16 protein-coding genes are annotated in these 17,594 nt (G+C 49.5%); 1 reads left to right on the top strand and 15 read right to left on the bottom strand.

Annotation, left to right across the window (positions count from 1 at the left end):
- Positions 1–187 precede the first annotated feature (187 nt).
- The 15 genes from rocF to TCA2_RS09185 all read right to left on the bottom strand — a co-directional run bounded on the left by rocF (position 188) and on the right by TCA2_RS09185 (position 16,789).
- Positions 188–1,093, bottom strand: a complete 906-nt coding sequence (gene rocF, locus TCA2_RS09250) for an arginase (protein WP_047911326.1) — start codon at positions 1,091–1,093, stop codon at positions 188–190.
- A 166-nt stretch (positions 1,094–1,259) separates the two neighbouring features.
- Complete coding sequence (locus TCA2_RS09245; RefSeq protein ID WP_047911325.1) at positions 1,260–2,426, bottom strand: nitric oxide synthase oxygenase; 1,167 nt, start codon at positions 2,424–2,426, stop codon at positions 1,260–1,262.
- A gap of 173 nt (positions 2,427–2,599) precedes the next feature.
- Positions 2,600–3,079 (bottom strand): Dps family protein, encoded by a 480-nt coding sequence (locus TCA2_RS09240; RefSeq protein WP_047911324.1) that lies wholly within the window; start codon positions 3,077–3,079, stop codon positions 2,600–2,602.
- A gap of 329 nt (positions 3,080–3,408) precedes the next feature.
- A complete protein-coding gene (locus TCA2_RS09235) occupies positions 3,409–4,152 on the bottom strand; it encodes an HAD family hydrolase (RefSeq protein WP_047911323.1) in 744 nt (247 codons plus the stop codon).
- Positions 4,153–4,431: 279 nt separating this feature from the next.
- Positions 4,432–6,138 carry an adenine deaminase gene (locus tag TCA2_RS09230; RefSeq protein ID WP_047911322.1) on the bottom strand — a complete coding sequence of 569 codons (1,707 nt, stop codon included), beginning with the start codon at positions 6,136–6,138 and terminating at the stop codon, positions 4,432–4,434.
- Positions 6,139–6,238: 100 nt separating this feature from the next.
- Positions 6,239–6,514, bottom strand: a complete 276-nt coding sequence (locus tag TCA2_RS26895; RefSeq protein ID WP_152557689.1) for a hypothetical protein — start codon at positions 6,512–6,514, stop codon at positions 6,239–6,241.
- A 372-nt stretch (positions 6,515–6,886) separates the two neighbouring features.
- Complete coding sequence (locus TCA2_RS09225; protein ID WP_047911321.1) at positions 6,887–7,948, bottom strand: ABC transporter ATP-binding protein; 1,062 nt, start codon at positions 7,946–7,948, stop codon at positions 6,887–6,889.
- A gap of 21 nt (positions 7,949–7,969) precedes the next feature.
- Positions 7,970–8,758, bottom strand: coding sequence for an ABC transporter permease (locus tag TCA2_RS09220; RefSeq protein WP_047911320.1), 789 nt, complete (start codon positions 8,756–8,758; stop codon positions 7,970–7,972).
- Between the two features lie 5 nt (positions 8,759–8,763).
- Positions 8,764–9,585, bottom strand: a complete 822-nt coding sequence (locus TCA2_RS09215; RefSeq protein WP_047911319.1) for an ABC transporter permease — start codon at positions 9,583–9,585, stop codon at positions 8,764–8,766.
- Positions 9,586–10,527 (bottom strand): nucleoside hydrolase, encoded by a 942-nt coding sequence (locus TCA2_RS09210; protein ID WP_047911318.1) that lies wholly within the window; start codon positions 10,525–10,527, stop codon positions 9,586–9,588.
- Positions 10,528–10,538: 11 nt separating this feature from the next.
- Positions 10,539–11,579, bottom strand: a complete 1,041-nt coding sequence (locus TCA2_RS09205; RefSeq protein ID WP_047911317.1) for a PotD/PotF family extracellular solute-binding protein — start codon at positions 11,577–11,579, stop codon at positions 10,539–10,541.
- A 224-nt stretch (positions 11,580–11,803) separates the two neighbouring features.
- Positions 11,804–12,148 carry a hypothetical protein gene (locus TCA2_RS09200; protein WP_047911316.1) on the bottom strand — a complete coding sequence of 115 codons (345 nt, stop codon included), beginning with the start codon at positions 12,146–12,148 and terminating at the stop codon, positions 11,804–11,806.
- Between the two features lie 330 nt (positions 12,149–12,478).
- Positions 12,479–13,201, bottom strand: coding sequence for a hypothetical protein (locus TCA2_RS09195; protein WP_152557687.1), 723 nt, complete (start codon positions 13,199–13,201; stop codon positions 12,479–12,481).
- Between the two features lie 227 nt (positions 13,202–13,428).
- Positions 13,429–14,382: a nucleoside hydrolase gene (locus TCA2_RS09190; protein WP_047911314.1), complete on the bottom strand. Its 954-nt coding sequence runs from the start codon at positions 14,380–14,382 to the stop codon at positions 13,429–13,431.
- A gap of 175 nt (positions 14,383–14,557) precedes the next feature.
- Entirely contained in the window at positions 14,558–16,789 is a 2,232-nt protein-coding gene (locus TCA2_RS09185) for an MMPL family transporter (RefSeq protein WP_047911313.1), read from the bottom strand.
- A gap of 185 nt (positions 16,790–16,974) precedes the next feature.
- Between TCA2_RS09185 and TCA2_RS09180 the strand changes: the two genes are divergently transcribed.
- Complete coding sequence (locus TCA2_RS09180) at positions 16,975–17,592, top strand: TetR/AcrR family transcriptional regulator (RefSeq protein WP_047911312.1); 618 nt, start codon at positions 16,975–16,977, stop codon at positions 17,590–17,592.
- Positions 17,593–17,594 lie beyond the last annotated feature (2 nt).

Raw genomic sequence — 17,594 nt, 5'->3', positions numbered from 1 at the left:
CCATCGCGCAAACTCTTTTTTCGACCGATTGACAATTTTTCAGAAAATGATTTTCATAATGCAATTACACGAATGGAGATTTGGAGAGAGGCTGCATCATAAAAAAGCACCTTCACGGATACAAATTCCCATGAGGTGCTTGGCTCATAACCCTTTGTTCAAATAATTTATCCCATATAATCCAGGATTACAATATACGTTTGCCGAATAACGACCCGATCAAATCCACCGCCAGCTTCGAGGTCCGATTATTCCGATCCAGCCGCGGGTTCACCTCTACAAAATCGCAGGAAGTAATGATCCCGGCTTCATACAGCAGCTCCATGGCAAAATGGGCCTCTCTATAAGATAATCCGCCTTGAACCGGCGTACCTGTTCCCGGTGCCTCCGCAGGGTCAAGGCTGTCGATGTCGAAGCTGAGGTGAACGCCGTCTGTTCCACTGCTGGTGATATCGACCGCCTCATCGATCACCTTCTGAATGCCGAGCTTATCAATCTCATGCATCGTGTAGCAATGGATTCCCAGCTCCTTAATCAGCTCCTTCTCACCGGGATCCAGCTCTCTGGCCGCGATCAGCACGGTCTTGGAAGGATCAATGTCTGCTGCGCCTTCACAGATGTGAAACAGCTTCAGCGCTGCCCTTCCCAATCCGACAGCTAAGGGTATACCGTGCATATTCCTTGATGGCGTCGTCTCCTCCGTGTTGAGATCAGAGTGGGCATCCATCCAGATAACACCGAGGCTCCCTCCATCCGCCGTCAGCCCGGCTAGCGACCCCATTGCGATGCTGTGGTCCCCGCCGAGGATGAATGGAAAATGCCCTTCGGCTCTTTTCAGTTTAACCTCACTAGCTAATGCCGTGCATATAGACAACACCTTAGACGCATTTTTCAAGGGCACGTTTATTGCCTTATCGCTCCATTGATCCTTCAATATAATACGGGAAGGCTCATCAAGCACATACCCAAGCTCCTTCCACTGCTCTAGCAGACCCAAACGCAGCAGACGCTCAGGGCCAAGCTCACTGCCCATTCGGCCCGCACCGTATCCAAAGGGCACTTTAATCAGAGAAATCAGCTGGCTTTTGTCCATTCCTTGCCCCTCCCTCGTGTAAGGTGATTCGAGAGCTTATCATTATATCTATTCCGAAACAGGCCGATGAATGACATGCTTCCTTCGCACCTTACGATGAGCACACAAAAAAACCACCAGGCATAAGCCTGACGGTTTCAAAATGAATGATGAGAATGAACCCGTCCTAGTGAAAAGGGCATTTCACCGAAGGAACGGTCTCTTGCAGTTGCGTTGTATCCTCTGCCACTTCCCGATCTGCAGGGTAAGGAGCCTGTTGATAGAAGAAATTCGGCTTAAGCGTCGTGTTGTCATAGGATTTATGGAAGATATGCGTAGTTGCTGGCGAGACTGGCGGGATAAGCCAGGTCCAGTCCCCTGTGACATGCCGGCCTGCATTTGCTTCCCGTTCTTCAAACCTCGCAAATTGATTCGCTGCTGTATGATGATCTACTATGCTGACTCCAGCTTCTCTATACGAATACAGTACCGCCAGATTCAGCTCAACAAGTGCCTTATCCCTCCAGAGTGTTCGTTCAGATGAGGTATCCAGTCCCATTAGATTCGCTACCTGAGGCAGCATATCATAACGGAACGTATCTGCCAGATTGCGCGCACCGATCTCTGTTCCCATATACCAGCCGTTAAACGGAGCTGCCGGGTAATGAATACCTCCAATCTCAAGCTGCATATCCGAAATCATCGGAACCGCATACCATTTCATGCCGAGCTCTGCGATAGCAGAACACTCCGGATGCCTAATCGGCACTTCCAGCACCAGCTCCTTCGGAATCGGGAAGAGCTTCGGCTTCTCGCCAAGGATCTCGATGATCAGCGGGAGCACATCATGGGCAGTCCCTTCTCCTTCCCAGCCGAGACGCTGCGCCTCTTGGGTCAGCTGCACCGAAGCAGGATCACCAATTATACCCTGCTCCGTCTTGTAGCCAGCATATCGGATAAGCTGGTGATTCCATATTCTGATCGGAGCCTGCCCCGCTGCATTCATCGGCTTGAAGGCGGTCAGCATAGGGATGACCTTGCCTCCGTTTGTCGCCTGCCGGATGTGGGAGATTAACAGCTCAGCCACTTCTTCGGCAGTGGCGGCGTCACGTGCATCCACAAGGCGGAGTGTCTCCCAGAACAGCCGACCAATACAACGGTTGCTGTTGCGCCAAGCCAGCTTGATGCCATACTCCAGCTCCTGTTTCGTATGCTCATAGGTGCCTGTTACTTCAATATCTTCACGAATACGAATAAGCCGGGTCTCTGCCATATCACGGCTCAGACCCAGCTCTTCATAGCTTGTATATATAAAAGCTTCCGCTTCTTTAATAAGTGCAGTCTTGTTTGTCATCCGACCTGCCGACCTCTCGTTCTACCGTCATCTTACCCTCTAACAACTCACTGGTAAGCCTGACTCTTGAATTAGTTCCATTATACCCATCCGGTATCTCTGAAACTACAAGAGCAAGAGGAAGTTCATCAGTTGGACACTTTCATGTGTCTATTTGTTGAGCGGGATCCTGCTTATTTACCCAAGAAAGCGTTCAGCATCCACACTTGCTTTTGCAGGGATGCCTGCATGCCGATCAGCATATCTGCAGTCACTTGATCATCAAGGTTCTCCGCCGCTTCCTGTGCTTCAGCCATCGCTTCGACCATTGTCGTATAGTCTTCTACGATTGCTTGAACCATTTGTTCTGCGTTCAAGCCTTGTGCAGCTTCCTCAACTGGCGAAAGGCTCAAATGCTCAGAGATGGTAGCTGCTGGACGTCCGCCAATGGCTAACAGTCTCTCAGCCACAACATCAAGGTTCTCTGCTGCTTCGTTATAGAACTCTTCGAATTTCTCATGCAGTTTGAAGAAATGAGGTCCTTTGACATACCAGTGGAAATTGTGAAGCTTCGTATACAGCACGGACCATCCGGCAATTTGGCGGTTCAGGGAGCTGTGCAGGAATTGCTCATCTTTCACTTGGTTCGCTTGGTTTGTTTGAGTTGTTGTCATATTCGTTATCTCCTTTAAATTTAGAATTTCATTAACTAAGTAGGTTATTTCACTGCTAATTCTTACTACGATGATCGTGATCATTTTGTATTTCGATTTAGACTTAATCTAAATCCTGATATCATTATAACATGTTCTCTAGAAAAAGGAAGGGTTTATTGAAAATAATTTATGTAAATCAATTTCATAATACCTGTAGCTGCTTCATGTAATTTAGAATTATTTTTTCTTGTCGCGCTGGGGCTATACTAAAAACATCGGACGCTCCCGCTCTACTCTTTAGCGAAACCCCCGATGTTTATGTATCTACCATTCAATATTCGTTCTATTTAGTACAACAGCTGCTTCAGCATATTTCCAAGCTGTTCATAGTCAGCAGCAATATAATGCGGTATATGCTCTGATTCCGGTTCTGCTCTCCGGTGATTGAACCATAGTACCGTCCACCCTGCACCAATCGCGCCGACCACGTCATTTCTCCATGAATCGCCTACATAATAACAGTTCTCGGGCACCGTTCCTGTAACGTTGTTCACATGCTGGAACAGCCGGGCATCCGGCTTTGCATACCCCACTCCGCCTGAGACGAAGAACAACTGCTGATCCACATACCGTTCCATTTGAAGTGCCTTAATCTTCGCCAGCTGATGCTCTTCTGGCCCATTCGTAATGAGACCCACCAGAATTCCATGCTTCGTCAATTGCTGGATCAGCTCTACAGCACCCGGAAACGGCTTGATTCTAAACTGCATATCGAGATACGCCGCTTGCGCTGCTTCTGCCTGCGCCTCGTTGATGAATACACCGAATTCCGCCAGGGCGAGCATAAACCGGCGTCTGCGCATGTCTGCCATATCCTCTGGCCTTGGGACAGCAGATAGGTTCTTTTCCGCGGATAGTAAGTCGCTGTAATACCTGAATCGGTGGTAGATCTCCTCGTACGGCAATGTCCCCGGCAGATGAAGCCTCTGTGTTAAAGCCTCTCGCAGTGGAGTGAGATGGTCGTACAAAGTATCATCCACATCGAAGAATACCGCTGCGCTTGCTTCTGCTGCTGTGCTGTTGTGTTCCATCTGAGCTAGTCCCTCCAGATCCCTATTTTTCTAGTTTTATCTTAACAGAGGTGTTTTTGATTATTGAAGTCTAAATATGGATAAGTTAAGATAAGAATAGAAAAAGGGAGCCGTGCTCCTACACACGACTCCCTGCACAACATACCGCTGTAAGAGCGGTCGGCAGTGGGTGTAAGCTCAAGAAATAGACCGTGATCCTCACTCACAAAGGGCGGTCTATTTCTTTTTGTCTCGGTTCACTATAGCAACGACGATGCTAACGACTAATCCGATCAGCGCTTAAACGATTAAAGAAACAATCTTACCTTCGTTTACATCAATTAGTCCGTGATCCGTAATTTTTAGCGCTGGGGAGACGGCGAGTGAATGCGTACTGAGCGACATAATCGGATTATAGTGCACATATCCGAGCGACAGCATCGCTTCACGCAGCTCCTTCACCTGATGCGCGACAATATGAAGCGGCTCCTCGGTCAGAATTCCACCCACCGGCAGCTCCACATGAGACAAAATTTCTCCATTCTCCACCACACAGAATCCGCCTTGGCTATGGATTACCGTATTCGCTGCGAGCAGCATATCCTCTGGATTGGCCCCCACGATCAGCAGGTTATGATTGTCATGGGAATACGTCGTCGCGATGGCTCCACGCTTGATCGTATCGCCTCCAATAAGTCCAAATGCATGATTTCCGTTCTTCTCGTAGCGCTCGAACGTAGCAATTAGACCATAGCCTGTATCTTCCCACTCTAGCACGCCGTCTTGAACCGTCACATCAACATGCGCTTCCTGAGTAAAGGTCGAACCATTCTTGACCATCATGGCCCGTGCTTGATGAGGACCATCTGGTACATCCACCTTCACTGTCAGGTCTTCCAGGCTGAGAGGCGCGAGCTTCACACTGCTGTAAAAATGAGCAGGGAACGCCCCGGTCTCACTCTTCTGCACATCATTCTCGTATAGATCGAATACTTTCTTGCCGCCTTTGTATACCTGCTTGACATCAAATTGGTACAAGTCGGATACGAGTACAAAATCCGCAACTTTACCGGGTGAGATACTCCCCCGGTCATCCATCTTCATCCGCTTCGAAGGGGTATAGGTCGCTGCAAAAATGGCATCCTCCGGCTTCATGCCCATGCGGATCGCCTTGCGCACGATATGATCGAGATGTCCTTTTTCCACGAAGGAATCCGGCATGACATCATCCGTGACAAAGCAGAAATGAGAGGATACCGGATGATGAATCACGTAATCCATGACTTCCTGGGTCATGGACTTCTCCTGCAGCTCGATGAACATCCCTGCGGCAATACGAGCCTTCATCCCTTCAATACTCTGATGCGTATGATCGGAATCTACCCCTGCATAGATCATGCGGTGCAGATCAAGTCCCATCAGCTTCGGCGTATGGCCTTCGATGACGAGCTTGGGATAGTTCTGCTTCATATGCTTCAGAATGCGGTTTGTCTTGCTGTCCGGTTTGTTGATGACATCAACATAGTTCATGATTTCGCCGAGACAGATAATCTCGCCTGTGGCCATCAGCTTGTCCATATCCTCGATCTCAATGCTGCCACCTGTCGTTTCCATCGGTGTAGCCGGAACGGAGCTTGGAATCGCATAGAACATATCAACTGTGCATTCCTTGCTCGCTTCCATCATCTCCGTTACACCCTCAATGCCGAATACATTCGCCATCTCATGTGGTTCAGGTACAATCGTTGTTACCCCGCAGCGCAGCAGTCCGTAGGAGAACGTCGCCGGTGTCACCATCGTGCTCTCAATGTGAAGATGGATATCGATCAGTCCAGGAATCATGTAATGGCCGCGGCCATCCACAATTTCGTTGGCGGTAAACATTTTCTCTCCGCGCGGTCCAATATATAAGAACCGTCCGTCGCATACAGCCACGCTGCCTTCTTCAAACACTTTATAGTAACTATTGTAAATTTTTACATTCAAGATTAATTGATCTATTCTCATGTCAGGATTCAACTCCCAGGGAAACCACCCTCCCAAACCCTCCCTGACAGGGAGGGCCCCAGAGGACTCTGCCCTCTGGACACCCGGAATTGGCGGTTCATTAGTTTAGTTCAAACTTGCTATGGTTACGATGGCCGCGATGCGAGCTTGCCTGACGAATATTTCCGTCAGGCCGCTTGGCCGCATGGCTCTTGTGCGTAGAGGCGCTTAGCCTTCGCACTTCGTCTGCTCGGCGGGGGGCCAGTGAAGCTTCGCTCTCTGTCCCCCAAGCGCGGAAAGATCTCTTTTGCCTCCGCACTTCGTCCGCTCCGGCGGGGCCAGCGAAGCTTCGCTCGACTGTCCCAAAGTGCGCTAAAGATCTCTTTTGCCTCCGCACTTCGTCCGCTCCGGCGAGGGCCAGCGAAGCTTCGCTCGACTGTCCCTAAGTGCGCTGAAGATCTCTTTTGCCTCCGCACTTCGTCCGCTCCAGCGAGGGCCAGCGAAGCTTCGCTCGACTGTCCCTAAGTGCGCTAAAGATCTCCTTTGCCTCCGCACTTTGTCCGCTCCGGCGAGGGCCAGCGAAGCTTCGCTCGACTGTCCCAAAAGTGCAAGAGCAGAGTGCCTTCGGGCTCCGCTTCCTCCGGTGTGTCAGCGGCATTCCTTCGTCATGCGACTGACACAAAGACGAAAGGCAAGAGACAAGAGACAAAAACAAAAGATAAAAGATAAAAGATAAAAGATAAAAATAGGCTAAACCAAAATCAAAATATTACTGCACAAGTACGAGCTTCTCCGGCGGGAAGATCAAATTCACTCTCTGGCCGCTCAGGTACGCGCTCTCCATCTCCTGGTTCGCGGTAAAGTCGCCCAGCTCAGTCTCCACTACATACTGGTAGCTGCGACCAAGATACGTGCTCACCTTCACCACACCCGGCAGTGCATTCGCAGGCAATTCTCCCCCATCTGCCGCAGTCACGATCAGATCATCCGGGCGGATTGCTCCTTTGCGCGCTCCCGGCGTAAGTGTGCCTGGGTTCTTCGTTGCGGTAAACTGACGGGCGCCGACACGCAGTGCAATCACTCCATCCTGCTCGCTCCGCTCATCAAACTCGACAAAGTTATGGAAGCCGATAAACCGTGCTACAAACTCGGTCGCAGGATACTTAAAGATTGTCTCGGGGCGCTCCAGCTGCTCCACATTCCCCTTGTTCATAATCGCCACTCGGTCGGAGATCGAGAAGCACTCCTCCTGGTCATGCGATACATATACTGTCGTAATCCCCAGCTCCTGCTGAATACGGCGGATCTCCACACGCATATTCACCCGCAGGTTCGCGTCCAGGTTACTCAGCGGCTCGTCGAACAAGAGCAGATCCGGCTCGATCACGAGCGAGCGGGCAATCGCCACCCGCTGGCGCTGACCGCCCGACAGCTCCTGCGGCAGTCTTTTCTCAAATCCGGCCAGGCTGACCACCTCAAGAATACGCATCACACGTTTCTTGATCTCATCATCCTTGACCTTCCGCATCTTCAGTCCAAATGCCACATTCTCGTACACGGACAAATGCGGGAACAATGCATAGCTCTGAAACACAAAGCCAAAGTTACGCTTATTCACCGGCACCCGTGTGTAATCCTTACCGTCAAATGTAAACTTGCCGTCTTTGGCTTCCAAGAAGCCTGCGATCAGACGCAGTGTTGTCGTTTTGCCGCAGCCGCTTGGACCGAGCAGGGAGATGAGCTGTCCTTTTTCAAGCGCCAGATCAAAATCCTTGAGTATATAATTGTTGTCATAGGCTACTGAGACTTTGTCTAAAGTTAGCAATGCCATAATCTGAAGTGCCTCCTGTCATTAGCGTTTCGTGAAATAGGACAGACCCATCATCCGTTCAATCAAGAACATAAATGCGCCGGTAACGACCATCAGCAGCACGGATATCGCCGCGATCGTCGGGTCAAAATAATTCTCTACATATGTGAGCATCTGGATCGGCAGGGTGCTTACCCCTGGGCCGGTCATAAAGACGGAAATGTCAACGTTATTAAATGATTCCAAAAAGGCGATCAGAATCGCGGCAATAATACCGGATTTAATGTTCGGCAGAACAACCTTGAAGAAGGTCGCAAACCGTCCTGCACCCAGGCTCAGTGCCGCCTCTTCAATCGCAAAATCGAAGTTCGACAGACTGGAGCCGATCACCCGAATAATAAATGGCAGCATAATTACGGTGTGTCCAATGAGCAGTCCCGCATACAGCGGAAGCTGATACACGACGATTAAATAACGCATGAGTGTAAAACCAAGTACGATTCCCGGTATAAGCACCGGGGACAAAAAGATCGCATTCAGTGCATCCCGGCCTTTAAACCGGAACCGGCTGATTGCATAAGCGGCCGGCACGCCGATCAGCAGCGCGAGCACATTGCCCGCCAGCGAAATGATAACCGAGATCATAAAGGTTCGCACAAAGCTTCCTTGCTCAAAAATATTTTGATACCACCTGAGGGAGAAGCCCTCCGGCGGAAATTTCAGCACCGTCCCCGGCTCGAATGAACTGGCAGCGATAATCAGAAGCGGGCCCAGCAGAAAGATGAAGACCACAAGACTGATCAGGCTGAGCCCGATATTTTTCTCCCGCATGTTGTTTACCCCTTCGGATTTAATTTGTTCGCCGCCTTGTTCATTAGACCGACGACAATAAACGTAATGACGATCATAATCGTTGCGATAACCGACGCGAGGAACCAATCGTTCAGCGTCATTGCATTCTGATACAGGAACGTGGATACGACCCGTTCTTTACCTCCCAGCAGCGCAGGTGTCGTATAGGCCGTCAAGCTGCCGACGAACACAAGCGTCGAGCCCAGCACAAGGCCCGGAACCGCCAGCGGGAACACGATGCGTCTGAAGGCTGTAAACCGGGAAGCGCCGAGGCTCTCCGCAGCCTTGATCAGATCCGTATCGATATTCTCCAGCACACCCACCAGTGAAATAATCATAATCGGCAGGAACAGATGCAAGAGACCAATCGTGATCGAGATCGGTGTATAGAGCAGGTCGAGCGGCTCATTGATCAGACCCATACCCATCAAAGCGTTGTTGACGAGTCCTTTGCGGCCAAGAATGATCATCCAGCTGAAGGAACGGACAACCGGGCTTGTCAGCATCGGGAAGATCGCCAGTGCAATCAGGATCGCTTTCTTACGAGCACTACGCTTGGCAATATAGTAGGCTGTCGGAAATCCGAGCAAAATACATAGCACCGTCGTCAGCACACTGACCTGCAGCGTAGTCCACAGAATTTTCAGAAAATAAGTGTCTTGTAAAAAGTGTTGGTATCCCGCAAGTGTCAGGCTCCCATCCTGCACAAAGGTAGAGCCGATCGTCAGCACGATCGGAACCACCATGAACAGCGTCAGAAACAGGAAACCCGGCAAGAGAAGGTAATAAGCATATTTATTCTTCATTTAAGAGGCTCCAATGGGTTTGTTAAGTGCTTCAATAAAATGTTCCAGAAAAGCAGCCTGATTCACTTCCTCGCAGACCAGTACATTCGCTTCTTGTCCCAGTCGATTCTGGAAATCGCAGACCATCTGTCCATCGCACAAGCGGCTTGCCGTTTCTACATCGACGTAATACGCATTTCTTGTTACCAAATCGGGATTCAGCGCTACCCCTACTGCAAGCGGATCGTGCAGAGCACAAGCACGGACTCCGTTCATTTGTTCATAGCGCTTGATGTAGATGGCTGTGCTCTGCGCGACATATTCCTTGATCGCAGGAATGGTGAGACGCTCAATATGAGCTTCCGTCAGCAGCGTCTGCCGTGTCACATCCAGCCCCACCTGCGTCAGCTTAGGGAATCCGGCCTGCAGCACGATACGGGCTGCTTCAGGATCGGCATACGTGTTGTACTCTGCAACCGGTGTGACATTGCCCATGCCTTTGACGACGCCGCCCATGAAGATCACTTCTCTGACATGCTTAACGAGATCGGGCTGCTTGAGCAGCGCAAGCGCCAGATTGGTCAGAGGACCTGTCATAATGAGTGTCACTTCGCCTGGTCTCTCCATGACCGTCTCGATGATACGGTCTGGGGCAAATCCGCTGTCTGCCTGCTTCTTGGCTGTGTACTCCTTGAGTGCTCCGCCTAGACCATCCTGTCCATGCACGCGGTGCTCATAATGCGATTTGCGGATAAGCGGGCTCTCCGAGCCGCGATATACAGGAATTTGATCGGCCTGCATGAACTCAAGTATTTTACATGTGTTCTCTGTAGCTTGATCCAGTGACACATTGCCGCATACGGTCGTAATGCAGGCAATGTCGTCTTTGCGAGTTTGAACCGCCAGCATGATGGCGAGTGCATCATCAATACCTGTGTCGACATCCAGCAGAATCGGATTCATAGGGCTCCTCCTTAGTTTGCAATTTCACGGTTCCAGCGGTCTGTCCATACAGCTGCATTGTTGTTTACAAACTCCATGTCCAGAAGCTTCAGCTGGTCTACAACGTCTGCACCATAAGTGATGCCCTCTGCTTCTTCCTCTGTCAGCTTCACGTTCACGTTAACTGGGGAATCCACCTTGGCTTTAGCAGAAGCGGTCTGTACTTCCTCGCTCAGCTGCCAGTTAATGAACTCTTCTGCAAGCTCTTTATTTTTCGATCCTTTTACGACGTTCACTGTATTCATTACGGCATACGCGCCCTCACTAGGTGTTACGAACTTCGCTTCAGGCACAGCAGCCTGGATATCCTTGAAGTACATTTCCATGATCGGTCCGCCCGCAATTTCCTCTTGAGCGAACATGTTCACATATTCTGAGGTTTGGCTGTAGAACTTCACCACGCCATCCTTCACTTTAGTCAGTTCGGCAAAAGCAGCATCTTCATTGAATGCGGTATTGCCAGCTACGGTGGATGCTGCATCAAGCACCATAGGTCCTGCTGTTGCCGTGATGTTCGGCAGAGTTAGATTTCCGGCGAATTCATCGCTCCACAGATCGCTCCAGGATGTCACTTCGTTCTTAATCAGGTTCGGGTTATAGGCAATGCCCAGCTGTCCCACGGTGTAGGCTGGACCGTAATCCTCACCAAGCGGTGCTTTGGCAGAATCATAGATTTGTTCGATGTTCGGGATGTTCGCACGGTCGATGGTTTCAAACAACCCTTCCGCAATACCTTGCTGTGCATAATAGTCGGACAGGAACACAATATCGACCTGTGAAGTTCCTTGACGGATTTTGTTAAGACGTTCTGCGTTGTTTCCGACCTCAACGACAATGTCAACGTTATGCTCTTCTTCAAACGGAGCGTATACTTGCTCATTGAAGAATTCTTCCGAGAAGCCCCAAGTCGATATGACCAGTTTTTCTTTTGCCGCTCCGCCGCCGTCGCCGCAGCCTGCTAGCAGCATGGAAGCTAGTGCAACACTCGTAATTCCTGTCAGTACCTTTTTCATTGTAAATTTCCCCCTTAGAATCTTTTGTCTTTTGTAATATGGCCCAAAATGAAACAAAAAAAAGAAAAGTATCCTTGTCAATGTACAAGAACACTTTTCTTCGTAAACAAAGAAATAGCGACACCCGCTTCTAAATTCACTGGTTCTCCTCCAGAGTAGATCCGAAGTTGATTGCCGTCATATATGGGAATTGATGAGTTGTAGACTCGATCTTCACCCTATTGTCAGGACTCTTCGCGCAGGATCAGCGTCGTAATCGCAATCTGCGTCGGAGCGTCATAATCTCTCAGCAATGCTTCTATCTCAAGGTTCATCTGCTCCTCAAGCTTGTCCCGAAATATCTTCTTGTATAGAAGAGACATTCGAAAATCAACTTCCTGCTTGAGTTCAGGGGCTTCCCCTTCAAGAGCAGCCGAACGAGGTGAACGGCGGTGCTTCGCATAGAAGGTAACAATCCGATCGTCAACACTAGCCTTCAGGAGGGTCGTGCCGAATCCGAATAGCTCCTTAGATACTTCATTGTAAATCTGGCACATCTTCTTCTTGTTCTCGTTCGTGTCCAGCTGCATTCAGATACCACCTTCACTATTCGAAAGATACTACCGTACATTCGGACATCTCACAGGTTTGATTATACATAATCATTCGGATTCAAGCAAGCGATAAGGAATATTTTACACAAAAGGTTATTAAAACACGAACATTGCCAAGGGTCATTTGCTTGTTTTATTCGGAGCTGCCAGATTCCTGTTATCAATGCCGACATATATAAGGTTCTTGATAAGAACAAGAAAACCTCCCATTAGTGCCCATAAATCTAGTGTGCCTCTAATGGAAGGTTTTCATTTATGAATCCATTTCATAATACATTCAATAAATATGGGCGTATTCCTGATCCTTTACCCGACCTCGGTAAGCACGTACATACCGCTCGGGTTGTACAAATACGGCTCTTCTTCATTAAAACATTCGGGTTCATACTGGCTGGCATACGTTCTACCATAAATCTTGAATTCTTTGCCTGCACTGCTCTCTTCTTCCGTCTGCGTCAGCAGGCCATACAAGAATTGAGACATGACCTGCATTGAAGCATCCGGATCGGTATCTATGCTGATCGCTGCTTCGGGAAGGCCAAACATCTGCATCCCGCAGGAATAGTAGTATTGCTCATTCTGCCGATAGCTGACAAAGGTATGCAGCAGCTGGTCGACTCTGGCTTCACGGGTCAGCTTGTCCCATTCCTCGGAAGTATAAGCTTTGCCTGAATTCTCAATCTTCACCGCCAGCCCGCCGCTCTTCAGCAGAAGCTGTACTGCCGGCACGATTTTTTGTACCGCATCCAAGCCGCCCATATAGCTCATCAGACGTAATACATGAGTATGCTTGTCCAATTTGTGCAATGCCTTGTCGTTCATCATGCCTCGTTCCGAATAATAGAAGGACTCTGACAGCTTGGCCTCATGCTCCTGGAATCGAACTTCAAACGCACGATTGTGCTTCGTATCCATCAGCAAATCTTCAGCCAGCACATATTCGCTCCGACTCTTCTTCTGAACCGAACGCTTCAGCCTGTCCCGATCCTTCCACTGACCTGGAATACATATAACTAGCTTATCATTCATTTTCGTTGAATATCCTTTCTCGTCAACACCTGAAGGTGACTTCCCGTCCTCAGCTCGGCGCTTAATCTGCTGTTCATGCCTAAGACGCATCCTTTCATTTTACCAAAACAGGGCCTAGAGTGAAAACCGTTCGTACAAGGCTCGTACAAAAAAAAGCGCTGATGATTTTCGGATCAGGAACAGCCCGGTCCGGGAAACATCAGCACTCTTATTTTGTAAGGCAGGTATTAATAGCGCTTAGGCGCTGCTCTCTTCGCAAGCTCTACCAGATAGGCAAAGAAGGCATCCGGATCTGTATCATATACCAGATTTACTGGCTTGCCGTTCGGATCAATAACCGTACGTCCTTGGCTCGGACCGTCTGGAATGACGGAACAATGAACCACTTTTCGTGTAACCAGGTCTTCCCGACCCACAGCTGCTGTCGTTAAAACATCCCACAAATAGTAGGTAGAGTTCGTCTCGCTGTATACGAGCGGCGGCACTCCGGCATAGCAGTTACCCAGGAAGTCTACACCCTCGTAATTGCGGTCCTTCGCCCACAGATTACGTACAGCAGGGGTAAGTGGAACCTTATTCGTGCTCTCCAGCGCCACAAGATCAATCTCAATACCCGTCTGCCAGATTTGATGTGCAGCTTCCGGATCCCAGTACACGTTCCATTCCGCTGTTCCATCATGCTCCGGCTCCTGAACATTCCCGTTCTCAAACGTACCGCCCATCCAAACCAGACGTTGGATCTTCTCTTCAATCTCCGGTGCTTCCTCAAGCGCACGTGACAGATCGGTAAGCGGACCTGTGAAGAGGAGCACGGTCTTCTCTTCTGTATTGTTCAGTGTCTCAATGATATGTTTATGTGCAGGCAGCTCCGACAACGGAGCTTCCATCATGCCCGACTCGTTCAGAATCGGCAGTGCATCAACGAAGTAAGAATGAATTCTCCAGTCGCTTGGAAAAGGATTCTTACCGCGTGAATTCGATTTAGCCACTTCCACCGGATAGGTGCTGAATCGATCTATAATTTTGCGGCTTGCATCTGTTGCCGGTTCCAAATAGCCGTCCGCCGGAATAACAGATACACCGGTTACCTCAACGTTATCCATTTGCAGCAGCATAAATAGTGAAACAAGATCATCAACACCGCCGTCATGGTTAAGATATACTTTTGCCTTCTTTGTCATGTTGTAAATCCCCCTGCTTGTCTAGTCTGATGCTTCATATCGGGTTAAACTTCATCCATCTTAATTCTTATCCTGCTGCAAATGCAACCATTCTGCTGATATTATCTCTTTACTAATGCAAAAGGGCATGTTAGCCTCTATACTTCTGCTAACATGCCCCTAATTATATATTTTTTTACATTTTCTGTTGTTGATCTGCAGTCTGAACCGCTTCCTTACGGCTCAGCTTGCCTGGCCAGAAGGCCCATCTTCCCAGCACGGTAGTAATTGCAGGAACTAGGAACGGTCTTACAATGAAGGTATCCAGCATCACACCAAGCGCTGTAATAATACCGAACTGCACCAGTACCTGTATCGGCAGTGTCGCCAGAACGGCGAAGGTTCCTGCCAGAATAAGTCCTGCAGAGGTTATAACAGAGCTGGTCTCTCCAACCCCTTCTTTGATCGCCTGCTTGAGCGGCATCTGCTTGCGCTTCTGCCAAATGCTTGAGACCATGAAGATATTATAGTCCTCTCCGAGTGCAACAAGGAATACAAAAGCATATAGCGGAATTGCTCCCTGAATGGCGTCCGCTCCAAGGCCGTAATGAATAATAAGCCAGCCGAGGCCGAGCGCCGAGAAGTAAGACAGAATGACGGTCCCGATTAAATAAAGGGTGGCCACGATGGAGCGCAGATAGAGCAGCAAGAGCAGGCTGATCAGACCAATAACAACCGGAATGATCACTCTGGAATCCCGTTCGCCCGTAATCTCGGAGTCATACTGTGCAGCTGTCTGCCCGCTGATCCATACGTGATCCTCAGGACTGGCCACGCCGGCTGCAGCCAGTGAGGCTTCTGCCTCTGCTCTCAGATCGGGAATGTGCTGCATCGCCTCCATGGAATACGGATTCATGGACAGCTCTACATCATAGCCCGCAATCTGGCTGTTCTCAGCCCCTTGCTGCGGTTCAGACACCAGATCTACATATTCAAGCCCAGCCAAACGCTCTCCAAGGTCAACCTCTTCCCCCTTGGTGTCCACCATTACTTTGACCGGAGCAAGCTCTCCCTCAGAGAACTGCTCACCAATGATCGTAAAGCCTTCACGTGAAGGCACATCCTCCGGGAAGGAGGACAGCAGATCATAGGTGAATTTCACCTGCGGTGAGAATGCAGCAAGCACACTTAGCAGCAGCACAGCTGATATGATAACCGTCCATGGACGTGTCGTAACGATTTTGCCCACCTTACTCTCCTTCTCCTTATGCGGAGCAGGAACCGGCTTGCCTTTCTTCTTCGCATGCACTGCAGCGAGCTCAGGTGTTCTTGGCACAAACGGATAGAAGGAGGCCCGGCCAAAAATCGCAAGCAGTGCAGGAATCAGTGTCAGGCTGGCAATAAACATGATCAGAATCGACAGGCTGAATGGAACTGCAAAGCGCTGATAAGCCCCATACTCGGCTAACAACAGAGCAAACAAGGAAATCACAACGGTAAAGCCGCTCATGGCGATAGCGCCTGAGGAGGTCATAATCGCCTTGAACAGAGCCTTCTTCTTGTCAGATTCATGCCACAGCAGCTGGCGAAACTTCGAAATGATAAACAGACAGTAATCTGTACCTGCCCCGAACAGAAGCACGGTCATAATGGCAATGGACTGAGAATCCACTGTGATCAGGCCTTGATCAGCCAGTAGCCCGAGCAGGGGACTGGTCACCATATAGGCAAAGCCAACCCCGATCAGCGGGATGATTGCCAAGATCGGAGATCGGTATATAAGTAACAGAAGGATTAGTACTAACAATACGGTTGCGATGAGCAGGGATACATCCGCATCCTCGAACAACCCGGTAGCATCAATGGAGATACCGACGGGTCCGGTTACACGCGCACTCAGCTCGTCACCATTGATATCGGCTTCAAAAGGACTCGCACCGTATAACTCCTCAGCCTTGACCTCCAGCTGTTTGATTCCTTCCTCCAGAGCAGCTGCATCCGCGGCTTCATCAAAGAACACCGGAAGTATAATCGTGCTGCGGTCTTCAGACAGTTGGGCATCCAGTGCCGGAGGCGGCAGCTCATGCAGCGGGACAACCAGGCTCTGATTAGCCACAGGCTTGCTTGTCAGTTCTTCGGTAAGCTGCTGAAGGTTGGTTAAATCCTCATCTTGCAGCCCGCCCTCCCGGTGCCACACGATTAGTGCTGGAACACCTGTATTGTTCGGAAACTCCTGAGCAGCCAGACGCTCTGCCTGTACGGATGCCTTGTCATCGGCAAGGTTCTCCGCATTGTTATTCTCACGTTCACCTACGGCAGGCAGCGTCAGGTTAAGAACGAGAGCGAGGACGATCCATACGAGGAGCGTAATCCATTTGCTTCGCTTTCCTGCAACCCATTTACCATAATCCGGGCCGGATTCATGCATTATAGTTCTCTCCTTTTTGGATATTGCTTTTTTTGAATTCAATTCATAACATCGACTCATTTAACTTGAATAAGGAAACCATTAATAATATGATCAAAGCAATTATATATACCGGAAGGTTAATTATCAAGTTTAATTTTGATAAAATTCGTATCTTGTCATAAACTGTTCACAGGAGGTTTCATATGAAAAATACACAAACCCCGCGTACGCCGGGCAGACCCAAGCAAACCCATGATCAAGTTCCGATTCAGGAGACGATACTCAGGACAGCCTCCATACTCTTCATGGAGAACGGTTATGAGCCGGTATCGCTTGCTCAAATCGCCAAAATATGTAATGTGACCAAGGCATCCATCTACTATCATTTCACTAGCAAGCCTGAGCTCTTCAAGATTTCTGTGACGACCATGCTGACGAATGGGTACAAGCATACAGCAAAGTTCCTTGAAGAAGCTGATACATTCGAACAAGGGCTGCTTCGCGTTGCCGAGGCCAAGATCGCTAGACCTCACGCGGAGATGGAGACGATTATGCGTGAAGCCGAAGCGTTCTTAAGCCCGGAGCAGATCAAGGAAATTCGAGATGCAGAATACCGCATCTATGAAGTGATGTCTGTTCATTTTGAGAAGGCTATGGAACAAGGTGTACTTAAGAAAGGCAATGCCATGCTCCTCGCCCAGGCTTTCACAGCGATGCTGATGCTCGGCAATCGGGAGGACACAAGAATTCAGTACCCCGCCCCGCTAGATCTTGCACAAGTGCTGGTCGAATTGTTTCTGCAAGGTGCTGCGCAGCAATAAAG

This window comes from Paenibacillus sp. TCA20 (assembly GCF_000732325.1).
Lineage (GTDB): Bacteria > Bacillota > Bacilli > Paenibacillales > Paenibacillaceae > Paenibacillus > Paenibacillus urinalis.
This window is presented reverse-complemented; position numbering and strand designations above follow the sequence as displayed.